Annotated in this window: 16 protein-coding genes, 1 tRNA gene and 1 other RNA gene; 8 read left to right on the forward strand and 10 right to left on the reverse strand. The window is 61.9% G+C overall.

What is annotated here, in order from left to right; genetic code table 11:
• Positions 1 to 87 precede the first annotated feature (87 nt).
• Together NGM68_RS02555 and NGM68_RS02560 are read left to right on the forward strand one after the other, a co-directional pair.
• The gene (locus NGM68_RS02555) at positions 88 to 2670 is read left to right on the forward strand and encodes a methyl-accepting chemotaxis protein (protein ID WP_252700084.1); all 2583 of its coding nucleotides are present in this window, start codon (positions 88 to 90) and stop codon (positions 2668 to 2670) included.
• Between the two features lie 304 nt (positions 2671 to 2974).
• Positions 2975 to 5545, forward strand: coding sequence for a methyl-accepting chemotaxis protein (locus tag NGM68_RS02560; protein ID WP_252700085.1), 2571 nt, complete (start codon positions 2975 to 2977; stop codon positions 5543 to 5545).
• Positions 5546 to 5900: 355 nt separating this feature from the next.
• On the opposite strand, the gene NGM68_RS02565 is transcribed toward NGM68_RS02560, so the two are convergent.
• From NGM68_RS02565 to NGM68_RS02600, 8 genes are all read right to left on the reverse strand, one after another.
• Positions 5901 to 6734 carry a CheR family methyltransferase gene (locus NGM68_RS02565; protein ID WP_252700086.1) on the reverse strand — a complete coding sequence of 278 codons (834 nt, stop codon included), beginning with the start codon at positions 6732 to 6734 and terminating at the stop codon, positions 5901 to 5903.
• Positions 6731 to 7246 (reverse strand): chemotaxis protein CheD, encoded by a 516-nt coding sequence (locus NGM68_RS02570; RefSeq protein WP_252700087.1) that lies wholly within the window; start codon positions 7244 to 7246, stop codon positions 6731 to 6733. Before NGM68_RS02570 ends, NGM68_RS02565 begins: the two co-directional genes overlap by 4 nt.
• On the reverse strand, positions 7243 to 8484 hold the full coding sequence (locus NGM68_RS02575; protein ID WP_252700088.1) for a chemotaxis protein CheC: 1242 nt from the start codon (positions 8482 to 8484) through the stop codon (positions 7243 to 7245). Before NGM68_RS02575 ends, NGM68_RS02570 begins: the two co-directional genes overlap by 4 nt.
• Entirely contained in the window at positions 8481 to 9086 is a 606-nt protein-coding gene (locus NGM68_RS02580; protein WP_252700089.1) for a chemotaxis protein CheC, read from the reverse strand. The genes NGM68_RS02575 and NGM68_RS02580 overlap by 4 nt, the downstream gene beginning before the upstream one ends.
• A gap of 115 nt (positions 9087 to 9201) precedes the next feature.
• The gene (locus tag NGM68_RS02585; protein ID WP_252700090.1) at positions 9202 to 12588 is read right to left on the reverse strand and encodes an ATP-binding protein; all 3387 of its coding nucleotides are present in this window, start codon (positions 12586 to 12588) and stop codon (positions 9202 to 9204) included.
• Positions 12581 to 13747 carry a chemotaxis-specific protein-glutamate methyltransferase CheB gene (gene cheB, locus NGM68_RS02590; RefSeq protein ID WP_252700091.1) on the reverse strand — a complete coding sequence of 389 codons (1167 nt, stop codon included), beginning with the start codon at positions 13745 to 13747 and terminating at the stop codon, positions 12581 to 12583. The genes NGM68_RS02585 and cheB overlap by 8 nt, the downstream gene beginning before the upstream one ends.
• Positions 13744 to 14106 carry a chemotaxis protein CheY gene (gene cheY, locus NGM68_RS02595; protein WP_252700092.1) on the reverse strand — a complete coding sequence of 121 codons (363 nt, stop codon included), beginning with the start codon at positions 14104 to 14106 and terminating at the stop codon, positions 13744 to 13746. The genes cheB and cheY overlap by 4 nt, the downstream gene beginning before the upstream one ends.
• A gap of 148 nt (positions 14107 to 14254) precedes the next feature.
• Positions 14255 to 15025 carry a chemotaxis protein CheW gene (locus NGM68_RS02600; protein ID WP_252700093.1) on the reverse strand — a complete coding sequence of 257 codons (771 nt, stop codon included), beginning with the start codon at positions 15023 to 15025 and terminating at the stop codon, positions 14255 to 14257.
• A 137-nt stretch (positions 15026 to 15162) separates the two neighbouring features.
• Here NGM68_RS02600 and ffs point away from each other — a divergent pair.
• The 5 genes from ffs (at position 15163) to NGM68_RS02625 (ending at position 17810) form a co-directional block, all read left to right on the forward strand.
• Positions 15163 to 15473, forward strand: an RNA gene (gene ffs / locus NGM68_RS02605) — signal recognition particle sRNA.
• 123 nt (positions 15474 to 15596) lie between these two features.
• Positions 15597 to 16310: a helix-turn-helix domain-containing protein gene (locus NGM68_RS02610; protein ID WP_252700094.1), complete on the forward strand. Its 714-nt coding sequence runs from the start codon at positions 15597 to 15599 to the stop codon at positions 16308 to 16310.
• Entirely contained in the window at positions 16310 to 16675 is a 366-nt protein-coding gene (locus NGM68_RS02615) for a hypothetical protein (RefSeq protein WP_252700095.1), read from the forward strand. Before NGM68_RS02610 ends, NGM68_RS02615 begins: the two co-directional genes overlap by 1 nt.
• Positions 16672 to 17661, forward strand: a complete 990-nt coding sequence (locus NGM68_RS02620; protein WP_425493595.1) for a DMT family transporter — start codon at positions 16672 to 16674, stop codon at positions 17659 to 17661. The genes NGM68_RS02615 and NGM68_RS02620 overlap by 4 nt, the downstream gene beginning before the upstream one ends.
• A 65-nt stretch (positions 17662 to 17726) precedes the next feature.
• Positions 17727 to 17810 (forward strand) — tRNA-Leu (locus tag NGM68_RS02625).
• A 73-nt stretch (positions 17811 to 17883) separates the two neighbouring features.
• Here the strand turns inward: NGM68_RS02625 and NGM68_RS02630 are convergent.
• A complete protein-coding gene (locus tag NGM68_RS02630) occupies positions 17884 to 19839 on the reverse strand; it encodes an ATP-binding protein (protein WP_252700096.1) in 1956 nt (651 codons plus the stop codon).
• 59 nt (positions 19840 to 19898) lie between these two features.
• On the opposite strand from NGM68_RS02630, the gene NGM68_RS02635 reads away from it, so the two are divergent.
• On the forward strand, positions 19899 to 20399 hold the full coding sequence (locus NGM68_RS02635; RefSeq protein ID WP_252700097.1) for a hypothetical protein: 501 nt from the start codon (positions 19899 to 19901) through the stop codon (positions 20397 to 20399).
• 57 nt (positions 20400 to 20456) lie between these two features.
• On the opposite strand, the gene NGM68_RS02640 is transcribed toward NGM68_RS02635, so the two are convergent.
• Positions 20457 to 20933, reverse strand: coding sequence for a universal stress protein (locus tag NGM68_RS02640; protein WP_252700098.1), 477 nt, complete (start codon positions 20931 to 20933; stop codon positions 20457 to 20459).
• Positions 20934 to 21011 lie beyond the last annotated feature (78 nt).

A 21011-nucleotide genomic window follows, 5' to 3' on the forward strand; every position in this document is an offset into this window, starting at 1 on the left:
GATTTATTGTCGATGGTGACTGTCTACGACCGTATGCTAGGCCCGGCGCGAAAAGTTATTCCAAAATTTATCAGACGAAGCTATGCGTTGAAGTTCGCCATAGTGTTGCTGGTGATTGGACTGTCTGTGGGGGCGGTGGGGTATCTCGGTACAAATGAAATTGCAGGGGAGGTACAATCCCAGGTGCAAGAGGATTCGGCGGAACTGGCCCAACAGGAAGCTAGGAACGTTGACAAATGGAATCAGCTGAACCTTCAAGAAGTACAGTCGCTCGAGTCGGCGATGCCGGCCGACGGTCAGGTAGAGTTGGTCGGCCTCAGATCAGATATCGATGGTGCACACAGTATTCATTACGTCAATCTGAACGACGGTGTCGTCCAACAGAGTACGAACGACGAGTTACACGAGCAACCGCTTGACGCCGTTGCTGAGGAACACCAGCTGCTGTGGGCAGCAGAGTTTTCCCAGGTCGAAGGGAACTACGATAGTAACTCTGATTCCTATCAGGATGACGATATGGTCTTTGGCGAGCCAATCGCTAACCTCGCACGAGAGCCAACGGTCGTCCCACACCAGGCGGCCGATGGGACGCCAGTCTTGAGCTACGTTATCAGTAACGACTGGCGAAACGAGTTCATCGTCCTCTCACTCGAGATGGAGTCCTACGCAGACGAGATGATCTATAACGAGGACGACGGTCGCGTCTCGTTCATCGTCATGGAGGGTGTAGACGGTGAGGAGGACGTGGTCGTGATGGATCCAAGTGGTGAGGCGTTCTTCATGGACTACGACCAGGACGACGTCGATCTCGGTACGGTTGGAATCGAGGGAGAGGTGTTTCCCGGTTCCCAACCAGGTGAGGCCCTCAATGCCGCAACGGCAAGTAATTTCCACGACGAGGAATACATCATCTCGGCAGCACGGGTTACCGAAGACAGTCCGTTCCTGGTAGCGGTGCAAACACCCGAATCTGAAGCCTACGGATTCGTTCAGGACGTCCAGCAGTACGGTATCTACGCCTCGATAGGCGGCATTCTGTTCGTGATGCTCATAGGCGGTATCGTCGGCCGGAACACGTCACGCTCGATAGACCGTCTCACGAGCAAAGCCCAGCAGATGGAAGACGGGGATCTCGACGTCGAGTTCGAGACTCAGCGAATCGACAGCATCGGTCGTCTCTACACCGGATTCGCTACGATGCGTGACTCCCTCAAGGCACAGATCCAGAACGCACAGGAAGCACGCGAGGAAGCCGAACAGGCTCGGGCGGAGACCGAAGCGATCAACCGTCATCTCGAGTCGAAAGCCGACGAGTACCGTGGCGTGATGCAAACGTGCGCCGCCGGGGATCTGACCGCGCGGATGGACGCCGACACCGAGAACGAAGCGATGGAGGACATCGCACACGAGTTCAACGCGATGGTCGGCGAACTCGAGGAGACGACCGCCCAGGTCAAAGCGTTCGCGGCCGAAGTGGCCACCGCATCCGAGCAGGTGACGGCCTCGAGCGAGGAAGTCCGCTCGGCCTCCGAGCAGGTGACGGAATCGGTGCAGGAAATCTCCGATGGTGCTGAGCGCCAGAACCGCAGCCTGCAGTCGGTCAATCACGAGATGAGCGGGCTGTCGACGACGATCGAACAGATCGCGGCCTCCTCGAACCAGGTGGCCGACATCGCCGAGCGGACGGCCCAGACGGGCAAACACGGGCGCAAAGCGGCCCAGGACGCGATCGAGGGCATGAACGAGATCGAAGACGAGTCCAAAACTGCCGTCGAGGAAATCGAGCGCCTCGAGGCGGAGATGGAACAGATCGACGAACTGATCGAGTTCATCACGGAAGTCGCCGAGCAGACGAACATGCTGGCGTTGAACGCCAACATCGAGGCGGCGCGTTCCGGTGACTCCGGTGAAGGGTTCTCGGTCGTTGCAGCGGAGGTCAAGGAACTGGCCGAAGAGACGAAGGAGGCTGCTGAGGACATCGAGTCGATTCTCGGGACGATTCAGGAACAGACCGAGCGGACGGCGACGGAGGTGCAACTGACCAGCGATCGGGTCGCCGAACACACCGATTCGGTCGAGCGAGCGTCCGATGCACTCGACGAAATTGCCGAGTACGCCACCGAGACGAACACGGGCGTCCAGGAGATTTCGGCTGCCAGCGAGGAGCAGGCGGCTTCCACGCAGGAAGTGGTCTCGATGGTCGACGAAGCCGCGACGATTTCCGAGGAGACGACGGCCGAGAGCGAGAACGTCGCCGCGGCGGCCGAAGAACAGACCACGGCGCTGACGGAAGTCTCGCGAAGTGCGAGCGACCTGGCGAATCAGGCCGCACAGCTCTCGGAGGCGCTCGATCGGTTCGACACCGACGCGAACCTCGAGTCGACGGCGATTACGTTCGAGGACGATTTAGACGTGTCACCGGAGACCGACCAACTCCCGCCGGTGGAGACGCCACCAGCGGGACGCGAGGCGCTGCCACCCCAGTCGGACTCGGATGCGCCGTCGCTACCGGCGGAGGACGAGGATGACAGCGAGCAGCACACGGAGTCGAAATCCGACGACGTGTCGATTCAGGACGCGGAGTCTGACGATGTGACCGAAGGAGAGAGCGACCACGACGACGCTGACGAAGACGGGGACGACATGTTCACGTTCGGTAACGACGCCTGAGGCGGAACGTCGAACGGCGGTCGGTGCGGTTTTTTCACGAGACGAGCGTCGGTGGGTACTCGATGTGACGAGCTATCGTAGCCACTGAACGCCGATGCACGCCCGATCACAGGCTGGTTCCGGTTACAAGGCTGGTCTGTGATCAGGGGTGTAACTCGTTTCAGTTTGTACTCTCCGTAACCGGGGAGGCTCGAGTCTCGGAATCTGTTCTGACCGGTCATCGCATTCGGCCATCGCCCACCCGCTGCAAGTTGGATGAACTTTCACAGCAAACGTTTATTACCGTGAGCTTACTCTAGGCAGTATGGTTGGTGCGTTACGCAAGATCGTTCCACGACCGATACGGCGGAGTTATGCGCTCAAATTTGCAATCGTCCTTCTCATTTTGGGGATCACGGTTGGGGTAATTGGGGTCGTCGCGACGGACGAGGTGCAGTCGGAAGTCGAGTCGATCGTTCACGACGACCACGGCACGCTCGCCGTCCAACAGGCACAGAGCGTCCGAAACTGGAACGAGAACAACGAGGACGCCGTCGAGGCGATGGCGCGTTCGAGTGCCATCGACGACGGTGAGTCGGAGGCGGTACAGGCGTACATCGACGACGAGATGGATGAACGCCACGGTAGCGGGCGGATGTACCATCAGCTTCACTACATCGACGTCGAATCGGGGGAGGTTCTGGCGAGCACGAAGAAAGATGAGAACCTCAATCCGGTTTTGGAACTCGAGGGTGAGTGGGTCGAAACCCTCGGAGACGTCGATGGGACGGTCAGCACGGAGGTATACATGAGTGGATCGTACGGCGACAACGAGCCACGAATCGCCTACGTGGCGACGGAGGGTGACGTCGCCGATGGGCACGTGCTGGTCTATACGGTTCCGCTCCAGTTTTACGAACAGCAGATGCAAAGCGGCGATTCCGGCGTGGCGATGATCGTCGACGAGGGGGGAATGATTCTCTTTGCGAGCCCGAGCGGGCCAGGGTGGGAGTCCTACGACGAGGATACCCACCCGCTCGAGGAGGCACGTACGCTCTCGGCAGGCAGCGGGACGGGAATGGTGATCGACGGTGCGTCCGGCGTGTTGACCTCGCGAAGCGGCTACGGCATCAATGCAGATGAGGAGTACGTCGTCGGCGCTGCTCCGGTTCCAGGCACCGACTGGGTTGCCCTCGTTCACACGCCCTCGGCGAACGCGTACGGGTTCGTACAGGACATCCAGCGGTACGGCATCTACGCCACACTGGGCATCGTTGCGCTGGTCGTTCTCGTCGGGGCTGCGCTCGGCTTCAATACCTCGAGATCGATCGATCGGCTGACGGGTAAAGCCGAGCAGATGGAGAACGGTGATCTGGACGTCGAACTCGAGTCGCCACGCATCGACAGCATCGGTCGCCTCTACGCCGGGTTCGACAGTATGCGAACCTCGCTCAAGGAGACGATTACTGAGGCCGAAACGGCACGAGCGGAAGCCGAACAGGCTCGGGCGGAGACCGAAGCGATCAACCGTCACCTCGAGTCGAAAGCCGACGAGTACCGTGGCGTGATGCAAACGTGCGCCGCCGGGGATCTGACCGCGCGGATGGACGCCGACACCGAGAACGAAGCGATGGAGGACATCGCACACGAGTTCAACGCGATGGTCGGCGAACTCGAGGAGACGACCGCCCAGGTCAAAGCGTTCGCCACTGACGTCGCGACGGCCTCGGAGCAGGTGACGGCCTCGAGCGAGGAGGTGCGTTCTGCCTCCGAACAGGTGACCGAATCGGTACAGGAGATCTCGGATGGGGCTGAACGACAGAGTCAACGCCTGCAGTCGGTCAACCACGAGATGAGCGGGCTGTCGACGACGACCGAACAGATCGCGGCCTCCTCGAACCAGGTGGCCGACATCGCCGAGCGGACGGCCCAGACGGGCAAACACGGGCGCAAAGCGGCCCAGGACGCGATCGAGGGCATGAACGAGATCGAAGACGAGTCCGAAACCGCCGTCACCGACATCGAGCGCCTCGAGGCGGAGATGGAACAGATCGACGAACTGATCGAGTTCATCGGCGAGGTGGCAAAGGAGACGAACATGCTGGCGTTGAACGCCAACATCGAAGCCTCGCGCTCGAGCACCGGTGACGAGGGGTTCTCGGTCGTCGCGGGCGAGGTCAAAGAGCTCGCCGAGGAGACGAAACAGACGGCAGAGGACATCGAAACTCGCCTCGAGACAATTCAGGCGCTGACGGCGGAGACGGCCGATTCGGTGACGGGAACGAGCGAGCGCGTTGCGGCGAATCGGGATGCCATCGAAGAGGCAGTTTCGGCACTCGACGAGATCGCCGAGTACGCCGAGGAGACGAATACGGGGGTCCAGGAGATTTCGGCGGCGACGGAAGAACAGGCAGCCTCCACGCAGGAGGTGGTCTCGATGACCGCCGAGGCGACGACCATCGCCGAGGAGACGACGGCCGAGAGCGAGAACGTCGCCGCGGCGGCCGAAGAACAGACCACGGCGCTGACGGAAGTCTCGCGAAGTGCGAGCGACCTGGCGAATCAGGCCACAAAGCTCTCGGAGGCGCTCGATCGGTTCGACACCGACGTCGCCGCGGTATCACTCGCCGACGACGAGGCACTTCCTGAATCGGTCACGATTGCCGCCGACACGAGCGGTGTGGACTCCCTCGAGTCGGACGTGTCGACGGTCAATCCAGCTGGCGACGCCGAGGACGTCGACGACGGCCTCGATTCTGCTGGGACTGCAGGCGGCCGCTCGAACGGATCTGATCGCGATGTGGGAACTGACTCGAGTTCGGCAGACGAGTTCGAAACGGACGGAGAGGACGTCTTCACGTTCGGCGAGCAGGGTGACGACGGCGACGACAGGTAATCCCTCAGACAGCGACTCCGCTTTTGTCGACGTGAGACAGGGCCTCTGATTGACCCTCTGTCATTCTTAGTAGTCACTCGGAATTTCGACGAGTGCAGAAGAGCTGCGACGTGCTCGTGAGTGATACGAACTGCCCCAAACTCGAGTGGCGGCGGTCACGCGTCGGGTATCGATACTAACCGGTGAAGCCGGTACGAACTCTCGTAGTTACCGCCCGTCATTGCACATTGCACACCTGATCGCCAGTCGAATCGGCGATCAGTGTGTCTCTCGTTTCGTAGTGAACGTGGAACTGTCGAGACACTCGAGCGCTACCGTCACTGCCTGAGTGTCTCAGAGCTTCCAGGAATCGCAATCAGTTGGTACGCTCGGATGAGACCGCATCCCGCTGGTAGATTCGAAGCCGTCCCTTTCGCACGTCGAATGCGGATTTGACGTTCGGCGGAATCGTTTCGGCCTTCCCGATCACGAGGTAGCCCCCTGAGCGAAGCGAACGGGCGATGGTCTCGAGCATGGACTGTTTGTGCTCGTTGTCGATGTAGATGAACAGGTTGCGACAGATGACGAGGTCGAACCCCGATTTCGGGCCATCGTTGATGAGATCGTGGCGTTCGAACGTGACGTTCTCGGCGACGGTACTCGTGACCTGGTAGGTCTGTGCGGCAGGATCGTGGTCGACGTACTCCTCGTACTCGGAGAGAAACGCGAGCTGGTCACCGAGGTCGACCGTTCGTGACTCCGTGTAGGTGCCGCTGCGGGCGGTCTCGAGTGCGCTCTCGCTGATGTCCGTCGCCAGGATGTGAACGTTCGATGCGTCGATCTCGTCGTCGTCGTGGGCGAGCATCGACAGCGAGTACGGCTCCCGGCCGTCGGCACACGCCGCACTCCAGACGTGGATGCTCTCGTTCTCGGCCGTCAGCCTGCGCAACACGTCGCGAATCCCCTCCCAGACGTCCGGATTCCGAAAAAAGCCGGTGACGTTGATGCTCAACGAGTCGAGGAGTGCTCGTTGTTCTGCTGTCTCGTTTCGGAGTAACTCGAAGTACTCCTCGTAGCTGTCACTGCCGGTACGACGCATCCGAGAGGAGACTCGACGATTGAGATAGCTCGTGTTGTAGTGGCTCGTGGCGAACCCGAGCTCTGCCTCGACGTATTCGAGGAGGCTGGCGAACGTCGCGTCGACGCTCACAGCTCTGTCACTCCATCTTCGCCGTTAGCCGTTCGGACGGTAAGTGTCCCGGTTCCGGGCGTGAACTCGACCGTTCGTCCGTACTTCCCGCCGACGTCTTCGGCGAGCAGCGGGACGCCGAGTTTCTCGAGTTCCTCTTTGGCGGCGTCGACGTTTCGTTGTCCGACGCCGTCGCCGAAGCTCTCGAACTCGAACATATCGGAGCCGCCGGCGATTTTGGCTTTCACGGAGGTGTAGCTGGCCCCGCGTTCGACCATTCGGCGAAGGAGGGCCCGAATCGCCGTGTCCGCGTACTTGCCGGGTTTGATGTCGCTATTTTCGGCTGTGTCCCCGTCTGGAAGCATGACGTGAGCGAGGCCGCCGATATCCGAATCCGGGTCGTACAGCGCCACGGCCAGACAGGAGCCGAGGCCGTAGGATTTGAGCGTGTCGTCGCCTTCACTCACGACGAGTTCGGAAATACCGACCTGCACCGGCTCTGGAATACCCGGTTCGCTTCCGTACGTTTTCATATGTTTTCGACGTCTCCAAACTCTGCGGTCGTCGGCGTCTCGTCGATACGATCGACGTCGAGGTCGTTGAGCGCTCGCTCGAGGTCGTCCTCGTCGGGGATCGCGTACACTTCACAGTCGAACTCGCGGCCGTCGGCGACGACGTGGGTGTCGAAGACGAACGCGAACTCCTGGTTCTCGCCGAGCTGGATGATGACTGGATCGACGGCGGCGGCCCCGATGTCGTGGATGAACTCGGGCGTCGAGTGGTCGATCGTCGTATCGAGGACGTTCGCCCAGCCGTCGAGGAAGCCACTGGCCATGATGTTTCCAAGCTCCTTGATGGCGCTTTTCCCCATCTCGTCGAACGTCTCGCCGTCACCGTCTGTCTCCATCGGCACCATCGCGTCGACGATTTCGTGGGCGGACTTCTCGTCGAACAGAAACAGGAGGTAGCCACTTGGCGTCCCGTCGAACTCGAAGGCAACGCCGACGAGGCGTTCGTTCGAGACCGACTCCGGAATCGTCTCGAGTGAGACGAAGTTGAGCCGCCTGATCTCGACGCTGGTCTCGATGCCGGTCAGCGTCGTCGCCGTCTTGGCGACCTCCTCGGCCCCCTGTTCGGCCATTCGATCGAACCCATCGAGTTTGTCGTACTCGATCCCGTCGCTCGTACGCAGGCGCTCGAGCAGCCCAGCCATCGAGTCGCGGTTGGGGAACAGGTAATGGCTGAACCCGATCTCGTTGCCGACCGCGTTGATGTGGCTCTGAAAGAGCAAGGCGAGATCCTGTTCGCCCGGGGCTTCTTCGATGTCGCCGAAGAACGGCTCGGCCGTCGCCCCTTCGATGAATTCGGGCGTCGAAACGTCGATGACGGTCTCGAGGACGTCGGCCCAGCCATCGACGAAACCGCTGTTCATCACCTGGCCGACCTCGGTGGCCGCGCTCTTGCTCATCTCGTCGAACGCCTCGGCGTCGGCGTCGGCGATCAACATCTGGACGATTCGGAGGGCACTCTGGCGGTCGAAGACGACGACGGAGTGGCCGTCGAGGCCACCACTGAGTTCGACGCGGATGCCGACTTTGTCGGTGCCGTCTTCGAAGTCGTAGCGGATCTCCTTTCCCCGCATGAAGTTGAGCTTCGTGACGCCGACCTGGGTGTCGACGCCAGTCATCTTCGTCAGTCGACCGGCTGCCAGGCCAGCACCTTCCCGGGCCATTCGATAGAACGTTCCGAGGGCGTTGACGTCGAGTTTCATGGGGTGTGCACGTCGATTCCGTTGACCATCTCGACGAACTCCTCGAGTTCTGGGAAGGCGTAGATCTCGGCTTCGATCTGGTAGCTCGGTACCGAGAGGTCGGAATCGAAGAAGAGGGCGAGATCATCGCCGCCGAGACCCGCCGTTCGGACGACAATGTCGCCGGCGGGGGCGTAGACCAGCTGGGGTGCGGCGATATCGATCGCCCGGCCGAGCACGTCGGCCCAGCCGTCGATGAAGCCACTGGCCATCATGTTCCCCATCTCCTCGACTGCACTGCGGGCCATCTTCCCGGAGACGTTCGACATGTCGTCGACGACGTCTCGAAGCATGATCGCGGTGATCTTCTTCGCGCTCGCCTCCGGGAAGAGGATGAGGATGTGTCCGTGTGGCGGATCGAGGAGTCGGACGCGAACGCCGACGCGTTTGCCGGGCTCGAGCTGACTCTTGATGTCGTCGACGTCGATGAAGTTCGTCTTCGTGACCTCCATCTGGGCGTCTTCGCCGGTCAGTTTGCTCATGTTGTCGGCAACGCCGTTCGTTCCGACTTTCGCCATTTCGTTGATAAAGCTCAGCTTCCGAATGTCGACCATCATCGTCATTGGTTTGGATGCCTCCGTAGGTGTTCGTGCCCGCTGCTTGCCGGATGCGGGCGGGGGGTGTGGGTGGGGGTAGGGTGTGTCTGCATACGCTCGTGGGGTACCGTGCTGTTGGTGTTCATAGTGTGTTTACGTCGAGAATGTTGACGACCTCGCCACGGCCGCGAATCGTTGCACCGCTGATGCCGGGAACGCCACTCAGGAAGCCTTCGAACGGCTTGACGACGACCTCCTGTTGGCCGTGTACGGTGTCACAGCGCAGGGCGATCGGCCGACTCGAGTCGCGGATCCGAATCACCATCCCGCCGTCCGGGTCGGTGTATCGGGGCGTCTCGAGCCGACTCGAGAGGTCGAGGACCGGAACGTCCTCGGTTCCTGACGTCACCATCGGTTCGCCATCGACGGTTTCGATGACTCTCGCATCGTCGATGTCGTGAACGGCCTTGATCGGGATCCCGAACTCCTCGCCGCCGATTTCGAAGAACAGGACGTCGGCGATCGCGACCGTCACCGGGAGTTCCATCGTGACCGTCGTCCCTTCGTTGGGGTCGCTGTCGACCGTAACGGTTCCATCCAGATTCTCGATCGTCCGTTTGACGACGTCCATCCCGACGCCGCGGCCACTGACGTCAGTCACTTCCGTCGCGGTCGAGAGACCGGGATGGAACACCAGGTCGTAGACGTCGTCGTCGTCCATCGCGTCCGCTTCGTCGGCGTCGAGTACGTCGGCTTCGACGGCGGCCTCGCGTAACCTGGCGGGATCGAGACCACGGCCGTCGTCGCTGATCTGGATCGTGACCCGGTCTCGAGCGCGATCGGCGGCGAGCCGGACGGTTCCCTCGCGTGGCTTGTCGGCGGCTTCTCGTTCGTCGGGCGACTCGATTCCGTGATCGACCGCGTTTCGCACGAGGTGAATCAGCGGATCGCCGATCTGGCTGAGGATACCTCGGTCGAGTTCGACGGACTCGCCGTCGATTTCGAAGCTGACATCCTTGTCCTGGTCGCGGGCGATGTCCCGAACGGTTCGTGGCAGGCGATTGGCGACGGTCTCGAGGGGAACCAGTCGCACGTCCATCACCGTCTCCTGTAGCTCGGAGGTGATGTCCTCGAGGTCGTCGAGTTCGTGCTCGATCGTCTGTGGGTCGGCACCTTGATCGATCGTGTCCCGGAGTCGAACGCGGGAGGTCACCAGGCCTTCGACCAGATTCAAGAGTGTATCGACCTGTTCGATGTCGACGCGAACCGATTGGGTCTCGTCGGTCTCCGTATCCGATCGATCATCGGTTGCCCGGGATGGAATCGACAGCTCCGGAATCGGCAACGGTGGTACCGATTCGTAGATACGATCGGGATCGGTGCTCGCCGACTCGGTGCCAGCAGTCGACGAATCGCTGTCGAAGCCGCTCGGTTCCTCGAGGTCGAACGCGCTGTCCGTCTCGAAGGATTCCGTGGTGGGCTCGGTATCCGGAACTTCGTCGAACCCGTCGTCTTCGAAGGCGTCGTCGGTAAAGACGTCGTCCTCGACCCCTCCAGCGTCCTCGTCTTCGAAGTCGGAGGACGCTGCTGTCTCGTCGTCCTCGAAGGTGTATTCGTCGTCTGTGACAGCATTGACGTCCTCGATGTCGTTGGCATCATCGATGTCGTGGACGTCGTCGAACGACTCCTCGACGGGGTCGAACTCGCCGTCCTCCACAGTGGCGAAGTCGTCGGCCGATTCGTCGATCGCGTCGAGTCCGAAATCCGCCTCGAAATCGTCCGTCGACTCGTCGGTCGATCCGAGGGTCTCGAGGGTGATGTCGAGGGGTTCGTCTTCGTCAGTTTTGTCGACGGTTTCGTCGTCACCGATGACCTCGTCGCTGATTGTATCGCCCGGTTCGTCGACGCTGCCGTCCTCGGCCTCGTCGATATCGTCTGCGTCTCCATCATCGTCCACATGGACACTGACATCAGCATCGATGTCGCCATCACCGAAGTCGATCCCATCGAGTGCGGCAACGTCCTCAGGCTCGTCGGTTTCCGACGCCGACTCGAGTCTGGCGTCGGCTGCCGTTTCGTCCTCGAGATCGTCGAACGCGAACGCCTCGAAGTCCGCGTCGTCGGGAACGATCGTTTCGTCGTCTGCCCCTTCGCTGTCCGCTACCGCTGGGGCAACATCTTCCGGTTCCACCTCGTCACTCGACGATTCGTCGCCGATGGTCACGTCCTCGAGATCCTCGTCGATATCGAGGAAGCTGTTGTCGTCGACGTCGACGTCCTCACCGAGCAGTTCGTCCATCCCGACCTCATCGTCGCTGTCGAACTCGTCGAACTCGAGTTCGTCGAGTTCGGCCTGCAACTCGTCGAAGCCGACCATCTCGACTTCGTCTTTCAGTTCGGCGAAAACGGCTCCGGCGTCGTCGACGTCGTCACCGTCGGATTCGTCCGCCTCGGCTGCCGATGTCGTTCCCGGCGCCACCGTATCCTGGCTCTCGGTCGCTTTCGTCTCGGCTGCCTCGTCCACGTCGCTCACATCCGTCGCTGTCGCCGCTGTCTCGTCGTCCGATGTCGTGCTTTCGCCGAGCAGATCGTCGAACGAGCCCGCATCGCCCATCTCGTCGAAGACGTCGAGATCGTCGTCCTCCACCTCCTCGACCATGGCATCGAGGTCGTCGAACTCCGAGAACTCCTCGAGCAGTTCGTCGACGGAAAGGTCGTCCGGGTCGATGTCGTGATCCGTCCCGTCGTCACCGATGTCGTCAGTGGGTTCGGCCGTGATTTCGGCTGCCGAGGTCGTCTCCGTGGCCGCCTCGAATTCGTCCGTCACATCGACGATTTCGAAGGCGGCAACCGCTTCGACTGGTTCGAGCGCGGCGGCGATCGCGTCTTCGCCAACAGCGCTTCCGAACACGGCGTCGAAGGAGGTACCGTACTCGTCGTTCGCGATCGCCTCCTGGGAGGGATCGGTACCGATGAAGTCGAAGGCGTCGATCAGCGCTTCGACGACGAGTTGCCCGTTGTTGACGGACTCGTCGTCGACGATCGACAGTCGCACGAAAAACGCGTCGTGTTCGTCGTCCGCCGGGGCCTCGAACCGCGCGAGCACTTGCTCGATATCGGCCGCCGTGGGCGACGACAACGCCGTCGACTCCGCTGGGGGATCGATGTGTGATCGAAGCGCTCCGATCGTCGGCGACGGATCGCGCTCGATCGTCTTCGACGCGGCCGCTTCCTCGAGCATCGCCTCGAGTTCGTCGACGGCATCGAAGACGGCGTCCATCACGGCTGCGGTCACCTCGATCTCGTCGCGACGGATGCCGTCGAGGAGGTCTTCGATCGCGTGGGCGAGATCGCTCGCCCGGGTGAGTCCCATCGCACCGCAGTTTCCTTTGAGGGTATGGGCGGTACGGAAGATCTCCTCCATTGCCTCGTCGTCGTGGGGGTTTCGCTCGAGGGTGAGCAGGGAGTTGTTCAGGCTCGTGATCTGTTCGTCGCTCTCTTGAGCGAAGTCTGTCCAGTAATCAGTCATCGGTCTCACCGTCCGTGGTAAATACGTCGATCAGGCGGTCGATAAGCGCCGGTGCGGGAACTATCTCGTCGACACAGCCGGTTTCGATCGCCTGCTGGGGGATGCCGAACACCGGACTCGTCGCTTCGTCCTGGGCGATCGTGTACCCTCCGGCGCGTTTGATCGCCCGGATGCCGGCCGCTCCGTCACGACCCATACCGGTCAGCACGACGCCACAGAGCGGGTCGTTCACGCGTGTGGCGGCGGTTTCCATCGTCACGTCGATCGCCGGACGAACGCCGTGGACGCGGTCGCCATCCTCGAGACGGACGCGGAGCGCTCCGTTGACGTTGTTAACGACCTGCAGGTGTGAGCCACCTTTAGCGATCAGTACCTCGCCGGCGCGGACGCGGTCGCCGTCACGTGCTTCGGCGACGTCGTAGGCGCTGATCGCATCGAGTCGATCGGCCAGCCGCCTAGTGAAATCGACCGGCATGTGCTGGACGATCAGTACCTTCGCCCCGAGGTCGACCGGAAGGTGGGTGAGGAGCTGCTCGATGATTCGGGGGCCGCCCGTCGATGCGCCAACGATGACGGTCGGGTTCTCGAGCACCGTGTCATCGACAAGGGTCGCTGTGTCGATGGTCGGCGTGTCCGCCTGCCGCCGAGACGAAATCGTTTGGACGCCACCGTCGTCGGTTACGGTGCTTCCACCGCCTGACGGCGTCACCTGACGGCGCTCGGTCGCGCTCACGGCTGCTGTCGCCCGTGCGAGCGCCAGCGTCGAAATACTCGCTTCCGAGAGCTCTTCGACCTTCTCGACGACGGCGTCGGTGAGGTGCCCGATGTTCGTTCCGCCCGATCCATCCGGTTTCTGCAACACGTCCAGCGCCCCGCGTTCGAGGGCGTCGAGGGTGGCTTCGGTACCACGCTCGGTATAGGCGCTCAGCATGAGAATCGGCGTCGGCCGTCGACACATGATGTGCTCGACGGCATCAATCCCGTTCATGCCTGGCATCTCGACGTCCATCGTGATCACGTCCGGCTCGTTCGCCTCGACGAACGCGATGGCGTCTTCGCCGCTCGAGACGGTCGCGACGTCGTAGCCGGCATCTGTGAGCGCGTTACCGACGACTGTTCGGATGAACTGCGAGTCGTCGACAACGAGTACGCCCGTCATGCCGCGACGACGTCAGCGAGGGCTTTCCGTACGCTGGGTTCCTCGAACGGTTTCGTGACGTAGCCGTCCGCACCAGCTTTTACGGCGAGTTTCATCTTCTCTCGTTGCCCAACACTCGTACACATGATGACCCGCGATTTGGGGTCGAGTTTCTTGATCGCGGCCGTCGCCTTGATGCCGTTACACTTGGGCATCACGATATCCATCATGACGATGTCGGGATTCTGTTCCTTGTACAGTTTGACTGCTTCAGCGCCGTTCGACGCCTCTCCAACGATATGGTAATCCTGCTCGAGAATCTGGCGCAGTAGATTACGCATAAAATGAGAGTCGTCTACGATGAGCACCCCTGTCGACATTCAGTTGTACACCAGACTCCGATAGAGATACAACTACCATAAATGCTGTCTCTCGATTATCACACGTGATAAACGACGGCTACACGCGGGTTTGCGGGGGTATGCGCACGTTTTCGCGTGAGCACGATCAGGAACTCACTCGCGTTTGTTACGCTTCTGAACCGGACGCTAACAAGAGTCTGGAGACGTCGACGACTCCGGTCGCCTCGACCACGACGGTTCGTCCCCCCTGCTCTTGCCCGTCGTCCAGATCCGATGTGGGCTCCTCGAGCAGGAACTCGTCGGCGACCACACCGTCTTCGTCGGCCGGTGTGGATGCCGCCCGACTCGTCCCGGCCGCTCCGAACTGGCGTTGACGGGTTCGTTTTCTCGAGCGGCGGCTCGATCGATCACGCCTCGGCGACGGCTTTCGCTCCCGTTCGTTTTCCTGTTCGATGAGCGCCAGTATGAGCGGGTGTTCGATCGCGCCGCCGGCCACCGTCGGGTCGTCGACCGCGTCCGCCTCGAGGACGTTTCGGGCGGGAATCGTGTGGACGCCGAGCACCTCGTCGACGCGGATCGCGGCCGCCTGCTGATCCGTCGGCCGGTCGAAGACGACGAGTCGCTGGGTCGGCGGCGGTGACCCCTCGACCGGGAAGTGAACTCGAGCGTCGATGACCGCCGCGATCTCCCCACGCAAGTCGACCAGGCCGTCGACAGCCAGTGGCGAGCGCGGGACGCGCGTCACGTCGGCTTCGTCCGGTGGATCGGTGATGGTCTTTACATCGTCGACCGGGAGAGCCAGGCGGTGGTCACCGATGGCGATGAAGAGAAACCGCTCGAGTTCCTCCTCGTCGGTCTGTGTGTCGTCCGCCGACTCTCGGTCGCTCGGGTCGTCGATACTGATCCCGAGGAGTCGGTCAGGAATCTCCGGAGGCATTCTGGTCGACTATCTCAGCCCACCCCTAAAACATTGACTCTGTTACAGACGACCAGCCAGTCTGAGCGATCGCTCTTGCTCGAGTGGTGTCCGCACCCGGAAGGCGAAAGGCCCTTAAGTAGTAACCGTCTATCTCAATTCGGACTAGGTCGGGCAGTTAGGCCCTGCTCAGAACCCACATTATGGCCTTCAGTGGGGACCAAAGCCCGTGGGCGTCCGGTCTGACCTGCCGGGGCCCCGGGAGCTAACGTGGAAGCCTCGTCCGTCGGGGACAGCGGTCTACGATGATCGTCCGCAGGGACGTCCCATCGTCGTTAATCGGCGACAATCCATCAGGCGCGGAAGCGAGCAGTGGATCGCCGGACACCTGTCGCTCGACGGGTCGCGGGGTGGAGGAGGCAACCGGGATTCCCCCGGCAGGAACGCCGGGCAACCGCGGGGTCCGCATTCATATTCCATACCACTTTAACGCGAGCCACAGCAACCGGTGCTGACTCGAGTGTTCACCGTCGACTTCTGCTGAATATGCCGTGACCGTAACATCGTTGGTCCTCGAGACCACTGTCGAGCTATGATCAGTCTCGAGCTATCCGTCCGCCAGGGAGACTGCCCGCTGAGCGCCGCGAGTGCGGCTCAGGACGTCGCATTCGTGACTCCCCACTGGCACTACCGCAGCGACCAGGCCCGCCTCGAGCTGCGGATGCTGGTCGCGGGCGCGAGCCGACGCGATCTCGAGTCTGCCCTCGAAACCGTTCGCGCCCACGACGCGACGACGGCCTTCGACCTGCTTGCGAAACAGGATGCGACCGCGCGTGTCCGGCTCACGATGGGGACGACTGCCGTGATGGGGGCCGTCGTTGCCCACGACGGCTACCTCACCGGCCCGTTTCGCAACGTCGACGGCGTCGAACGCTGGGCGCTCGGCTTCGACACCGAGGCGGCGGTCGACGGCGCACTGGCAGCCCTCGAGCGAACCGACGATACGTGCGAGCTCCGCTCGAGACGGACGATCACGCCCGAAACCGCCCTCGAGGAGGTACACGCCGTCGACGCCGGTACTCGGTTGCTCGAGGCCCGGCGAAGCCTGACGCCGACCGAACGGGAGACGGTCACTCGTGCCGTCACGGCTGGCTACTACGACGTGCCACGGTCGATGACCCTTGGCGACCTGGCTGATACGCTCGAGGTGTCGGATGCGGCCGTCTCGAAGACGCTCCGCCGTGCCGAATCGAAGCTGCTGTCGGCGTCGCTCGCGGACTCGAGGCCGCCCCAGTGGCGAACGTGATGCGGTGGGGTGAGACGGCAAATGAGATCGAGACCGACACCGAGAACGGGAAAGTGACCGACAACGAGACCGAGACTGAGACCGACAACGGGGACGGGAACGAGAACGTGAAAGAAGACGAGGGGGAGGGAGAGGGCATGAACCGAATCGAATCGACGACAGGGATCGGTCGACCCCTGATCCACCCCTACACACTACATACCGAGGGCCCACATGATCGACTCGGACGCGAATCGACGGAGTACCCAGCAGGAACGTGGATCACCATCGAACCCAGCACCAAACTGAGAACTGACACGCTCGAGCACAGGGTTAAGATCCTAACGAGAGTACCCATGGTGGTTACCAACCGAATGCAACCGTGATCCGTCAGCTCCGTCCCGTCCGTTCGCTCGCAGTGTACGTCTTCGCCCTCGCACCTCTCGCCGCCGCTGCGTTCTGGGGCGGCCTCTACGTCGTGAGCAAGTGGGGGTTCGCCTCGATCCCGCCGGTCACGCTCGCGTTCGCTCGCGTGGCCGTCGGAGCCGCCACACTGCTGGTCGTCGTCCGGTTCGCCTATCCCACTCGAGCGTTCTCGAGGTGGGACTGGCTCGGCTTTTTCACCCTCGGTGCGGTCGTCGCCGTCTCCATCGTCACGCAGTTTCTCGGGACGGATCTCACGACGGCCAGCCAGGGGTCGCTGATCACGGTCTCGACGCCCGTCTTCACCGTCCTCCTCGGCGTGTTCCTCCTGGGAGAACGCCTCACCCGCCGCGTGGTGGTCGGCATCGGTCTCGCCACTATCGGCACCCTGCTCGTGCTGTCGGGCCAGTACGACCTCGGGTCGATCACCGGCGGGACGACCACCGGTATTGGCATGTTGCTCCTCGCGAGCGTCACCTGGGCCGCCTACACCGTCTTCGGCAAACCGCTGATCGAGCGCTACTCCGCGCTCGAGACCGCGACGTACTCGGCGACGGCGGCGGTGCCGATGCTCGCGCTTCTGGTACCACTCGAGTTGGCGGTGCTCGGTATCTCTCCGGGAGAATTGACGCTGTCCGTCCCGCTCGCGCTCGCGATTGCCTACCTCGGCGTGTTCGGCACGGCAGTTGCCTGGTACCTCTGGTACAAGGGGCTTGAGTACGTCGACGCCAGCGTTGTCTCCGTGTTCTTTTTCGTCCAGCCGGTCGTCGGCGGGCTGCTCGGGGCGACGTTTCTCGGCGAATCGCTCGGCCCGCTGTTTCTTCTCGGCGGCCTCGTGATGGCCGTCGGGGTGTTCCTGATTGCCTCTACGGAATCAGCGTCGACATTGACGGCGGAAGCAGACGGTGACGATCCAGGCGCGTCGTCGGCGGTTGGAATGTCCGATTGACCATCGTTCGAGGCGACACCGAAACGCACAACCTTCCCCGGTGGTAACTCTCGAGTGCCTTCTTTGCGAGGGTAGCCAAGCAGGCCAACGGCGGTGGGCTTAAGACCCGCTCTCGTAGGAGTCCGAGGGTTCAAATCCCTTCCCTCGCATGTGCGACGAACGTCGGTGAGCGACGAGTATACCGCACGATCGGGAGCTCTCACGATCCCTGGCCGCTCGCAACTACTCGAGCGCCGGCAGCGTAAACGAGAACGTCGCTCCCTCGCCGGGTTCGGATTCCACCCAGATACGCCCGCCGTGGCGTTCGACGATCCGTTCACACAGGGCGAGCCCGATCCCGGTACCGGCGTGTTCCTCGCGGGTATGGAGCCGCTGGAACACCTCGAAGACGGTCGCTTGATCCTCGGGTGCGATTCCGATTCCGTCGTCGCGCACCGAAATCTGCCACGTCCGTTCGCGTCGGTCGGCCGTCACGTGAATCCGTGGCGGCTCGTTTCCGCTGTAGGTGATTGCGTTCGAAAACAGATTCTGAAATACCTGCCGCAATTGGCCGGAATCGCCCCGAACACGGGGGAGCGACTCGACCGTTACGTCGGCGTTTGACTCCTCGAGCTGGATGTGCAGATCCTCGAGCACGTCGTCGACGACTGACTCGAGTTCGACCGGTTCGAGCGGGTCGCCCTGCGTATCGACGCGCGAATACTCGAGGAGTCCATTGATCATATCCCGCATACGATCGGCACCGTCGACGGCAAACCCGAGGAACTCCTCGGCGTCGTCGTCTAACTCGTTGGCGTAGCGATGCTCGAGCAGCTGGAGATAGCTCGACACCATTCGCAGGGGTTCCTGGAGGTCGTGGGAGGCCGCATAGGCGAACTGCTCGAGTCGGCGATTCGACTCCTCGAGCTTTCGCTGGCGTTCAGCCTGCTCGGTGATGTCCTGCGCAATCGTCATTCCGGCGAACACCTCGCCGTCGTCGTCGGTGAGCGGCACCACGCGGATAATCCACTCACGACGTGCGTACTCGCCCTCGACCGCGCTGGTCTCCCCCTCGAGTGCGTCACGGAACGCCGACTCGAGGTTCCGGCCAATGTCACCCGGCCACACGTCACGGACGTGTTTTCCCTCGACGTTGCTCGCCGAAAGCGGGAGGTCGTCGAACCCTCGGCCGGCTGCCAGGGTGTATCTGAGCTCGTCGTCGAACATGGTGACGATCCCGTTGGGAAAGTTCTCGGCGAGCGTCCGGTGGCGTTGCTCGGACTTTTTGAGCTGGCGCTCGCGCCGCTTCCGTTCGGTGATGTCCCGGTCGGAGACGATGATCGAGACGACTTCGTCGTCGCCGTTGGTAACGGGTCTGAAAACCCCGTTGAGCGTGTATTGCTCCCCGTTTGGACGGGTGAGGTCGGCCTCGAACTCAACGTACTCACCCGAGGCCGCTCGCGTGGTCCACTCCCTGACGTCACCCCTGACGTCGTCCCCGCTACCCCACCACGGCGTCTCCCAGAACGGCTCGCCGATCACGTCGTCGAGTTCGGGATCGATGTACTCCATCGCCGTCTGGTTGATGTCCATCACGGTGCCGTCCGGCTCGAGCAGTCCGACGAGGATGTTCGGATCCTCGAAAATCGCCTCGAACCGCCGCTCGGTCTGGGCGTTCTCGATCGCTGTCGCGAGGACGTTAGCGACGCTCTGGACGAAGTTGGCGTCGTTCTCCGTAAACTCCCGTTGGTCGGTCGTGTGGACGCCCAGGACACCCCACGGCTCGTCGACCGAACCGATGATGACGCTGATTCCGCTGACGACGTCGTGATCGATGAGCAGATCGGGTCCGTAGAATCGGGCTTCCGCCTGCATATCATCGACGACGACTGGCTGCTCGCTGAGCAGTGTATAGCCCGCCTGTGAGTCCTGGTCGGTCGGTACAGTCGCTGCTCCGACGATCCCATCGTCCCATCCGACGCCGTGTCGAAGGAGGAGCGATTCCGACTGGGGGAGCAACTCGAGCACCTTCGCGTAATCGGCATCGAGCGTGTCGATGACCGCGACCGTGGCGTCCGCCATCAATCGATCGAGATCGTTCCGTTCGAGTGCTTTCACCCCGAGGTCGGCGACAACCTCCTGCTGACGAACGTAAGTTGCAACGTCTTCGTCGACGTTGCTTTGGGGGACGGAGGGCATTTAATCGCTAGATCGCACAAAACTGTATAAGGGTTCTGCTGGATTTTGACACGCGCGGGATGGCTGCCGTTCCATTCCAGTCGCCGTCTCGAGTCTGCCGGTGTGGGCACAACGCTGAATCGGAACCGAAACTGAAACTGAAACTGATACCGAAACCGGAACCTGCAGGGCGTGGTGTTTCCCGCCCACCGCCGTTCTATCCGCTCGAGATGGTCGGGGCGAACTCGGGTTCGGGTTCGGGTTCGGATCCAAATCGGAATCCGAATCGAAATTCGGATCCGGACGCGAACGCGGGCCCGAACGCAGACGACAAGCGAGCGAATGCTGCCGATTCGACACCACAGGGGTCGCGAATCCGTGCGAACCGGACTGGGGTCGCGGTCACGGTCGTATTCGTCCTTTTCGTAGGAATCCTCCACCTGTTCGATGTCCTTGGCTCACTCCCGCCAGTTCAGGGGCTGGGAATCGAAGCCCTTCCGCTGTATCTCCTGTTTGGCGTCCTCGCGGTCGTTCTCGTCACCTGGAGCGTCGTCCGATTTGGCTCGTTTTTCACCCGGTAGCCTCCGTCACGAACATCCACCAACGGTCGTCGCTCGAGCGCCCGTCCACGGGAGTCGTCACCTCGGATTGTCGTCCCCGAGTGCTGCGATCGTCCTGGGTTTCCGGCTTCGAATAATGACGACGTCGTAGGCATCGTCCGTCGCGACACCACGGCCGACGCTGCTGACCGACGCCACCAGGCGTCCCGCGTTTTCGCTCCCGATAAACACCAGTGTCGCCTCGAGGGTCTTGGCGAGTTTCCGAACGCGCTGGGCGATCGTCCCCGTTGGTGCGTAGCGATCGACGACCTCGTAGCGGAACTCGGTGGCTGGACACAGCGCCGTCACCGACTCCCGGAGGTGGGTGATGATCGTCTCGAGATCGAACGATTCGTCCGTTCCGATCCACGACCGATCCCTGGCGTAGTCGGCGTTGTTCCGTGGAATTACGCTGAATGCGATGACGGGTTCCTCGAGGACGGTTCCGAACTGACTCGCCCGGACGAGTGCGGCTTCGGAAAGCGGCGAGCCATCGAATGGAACGAGCAGGGTCATAGTCGACGGTTGCTCTCGGCACAGATATACCCTCCCGGTAAATCTCACCGGACGGTGGCGATTAGCGTACCAGACCTG

Source organism: Natronosalvus vescus (assembly GCF_023973145.1).
Classification (GTDB): Archaea; Halobacteriota; Halobacteria; order Halobacteriales; family Natrialbaceae; genus Natronosalvus; species Natronosalvus vescus.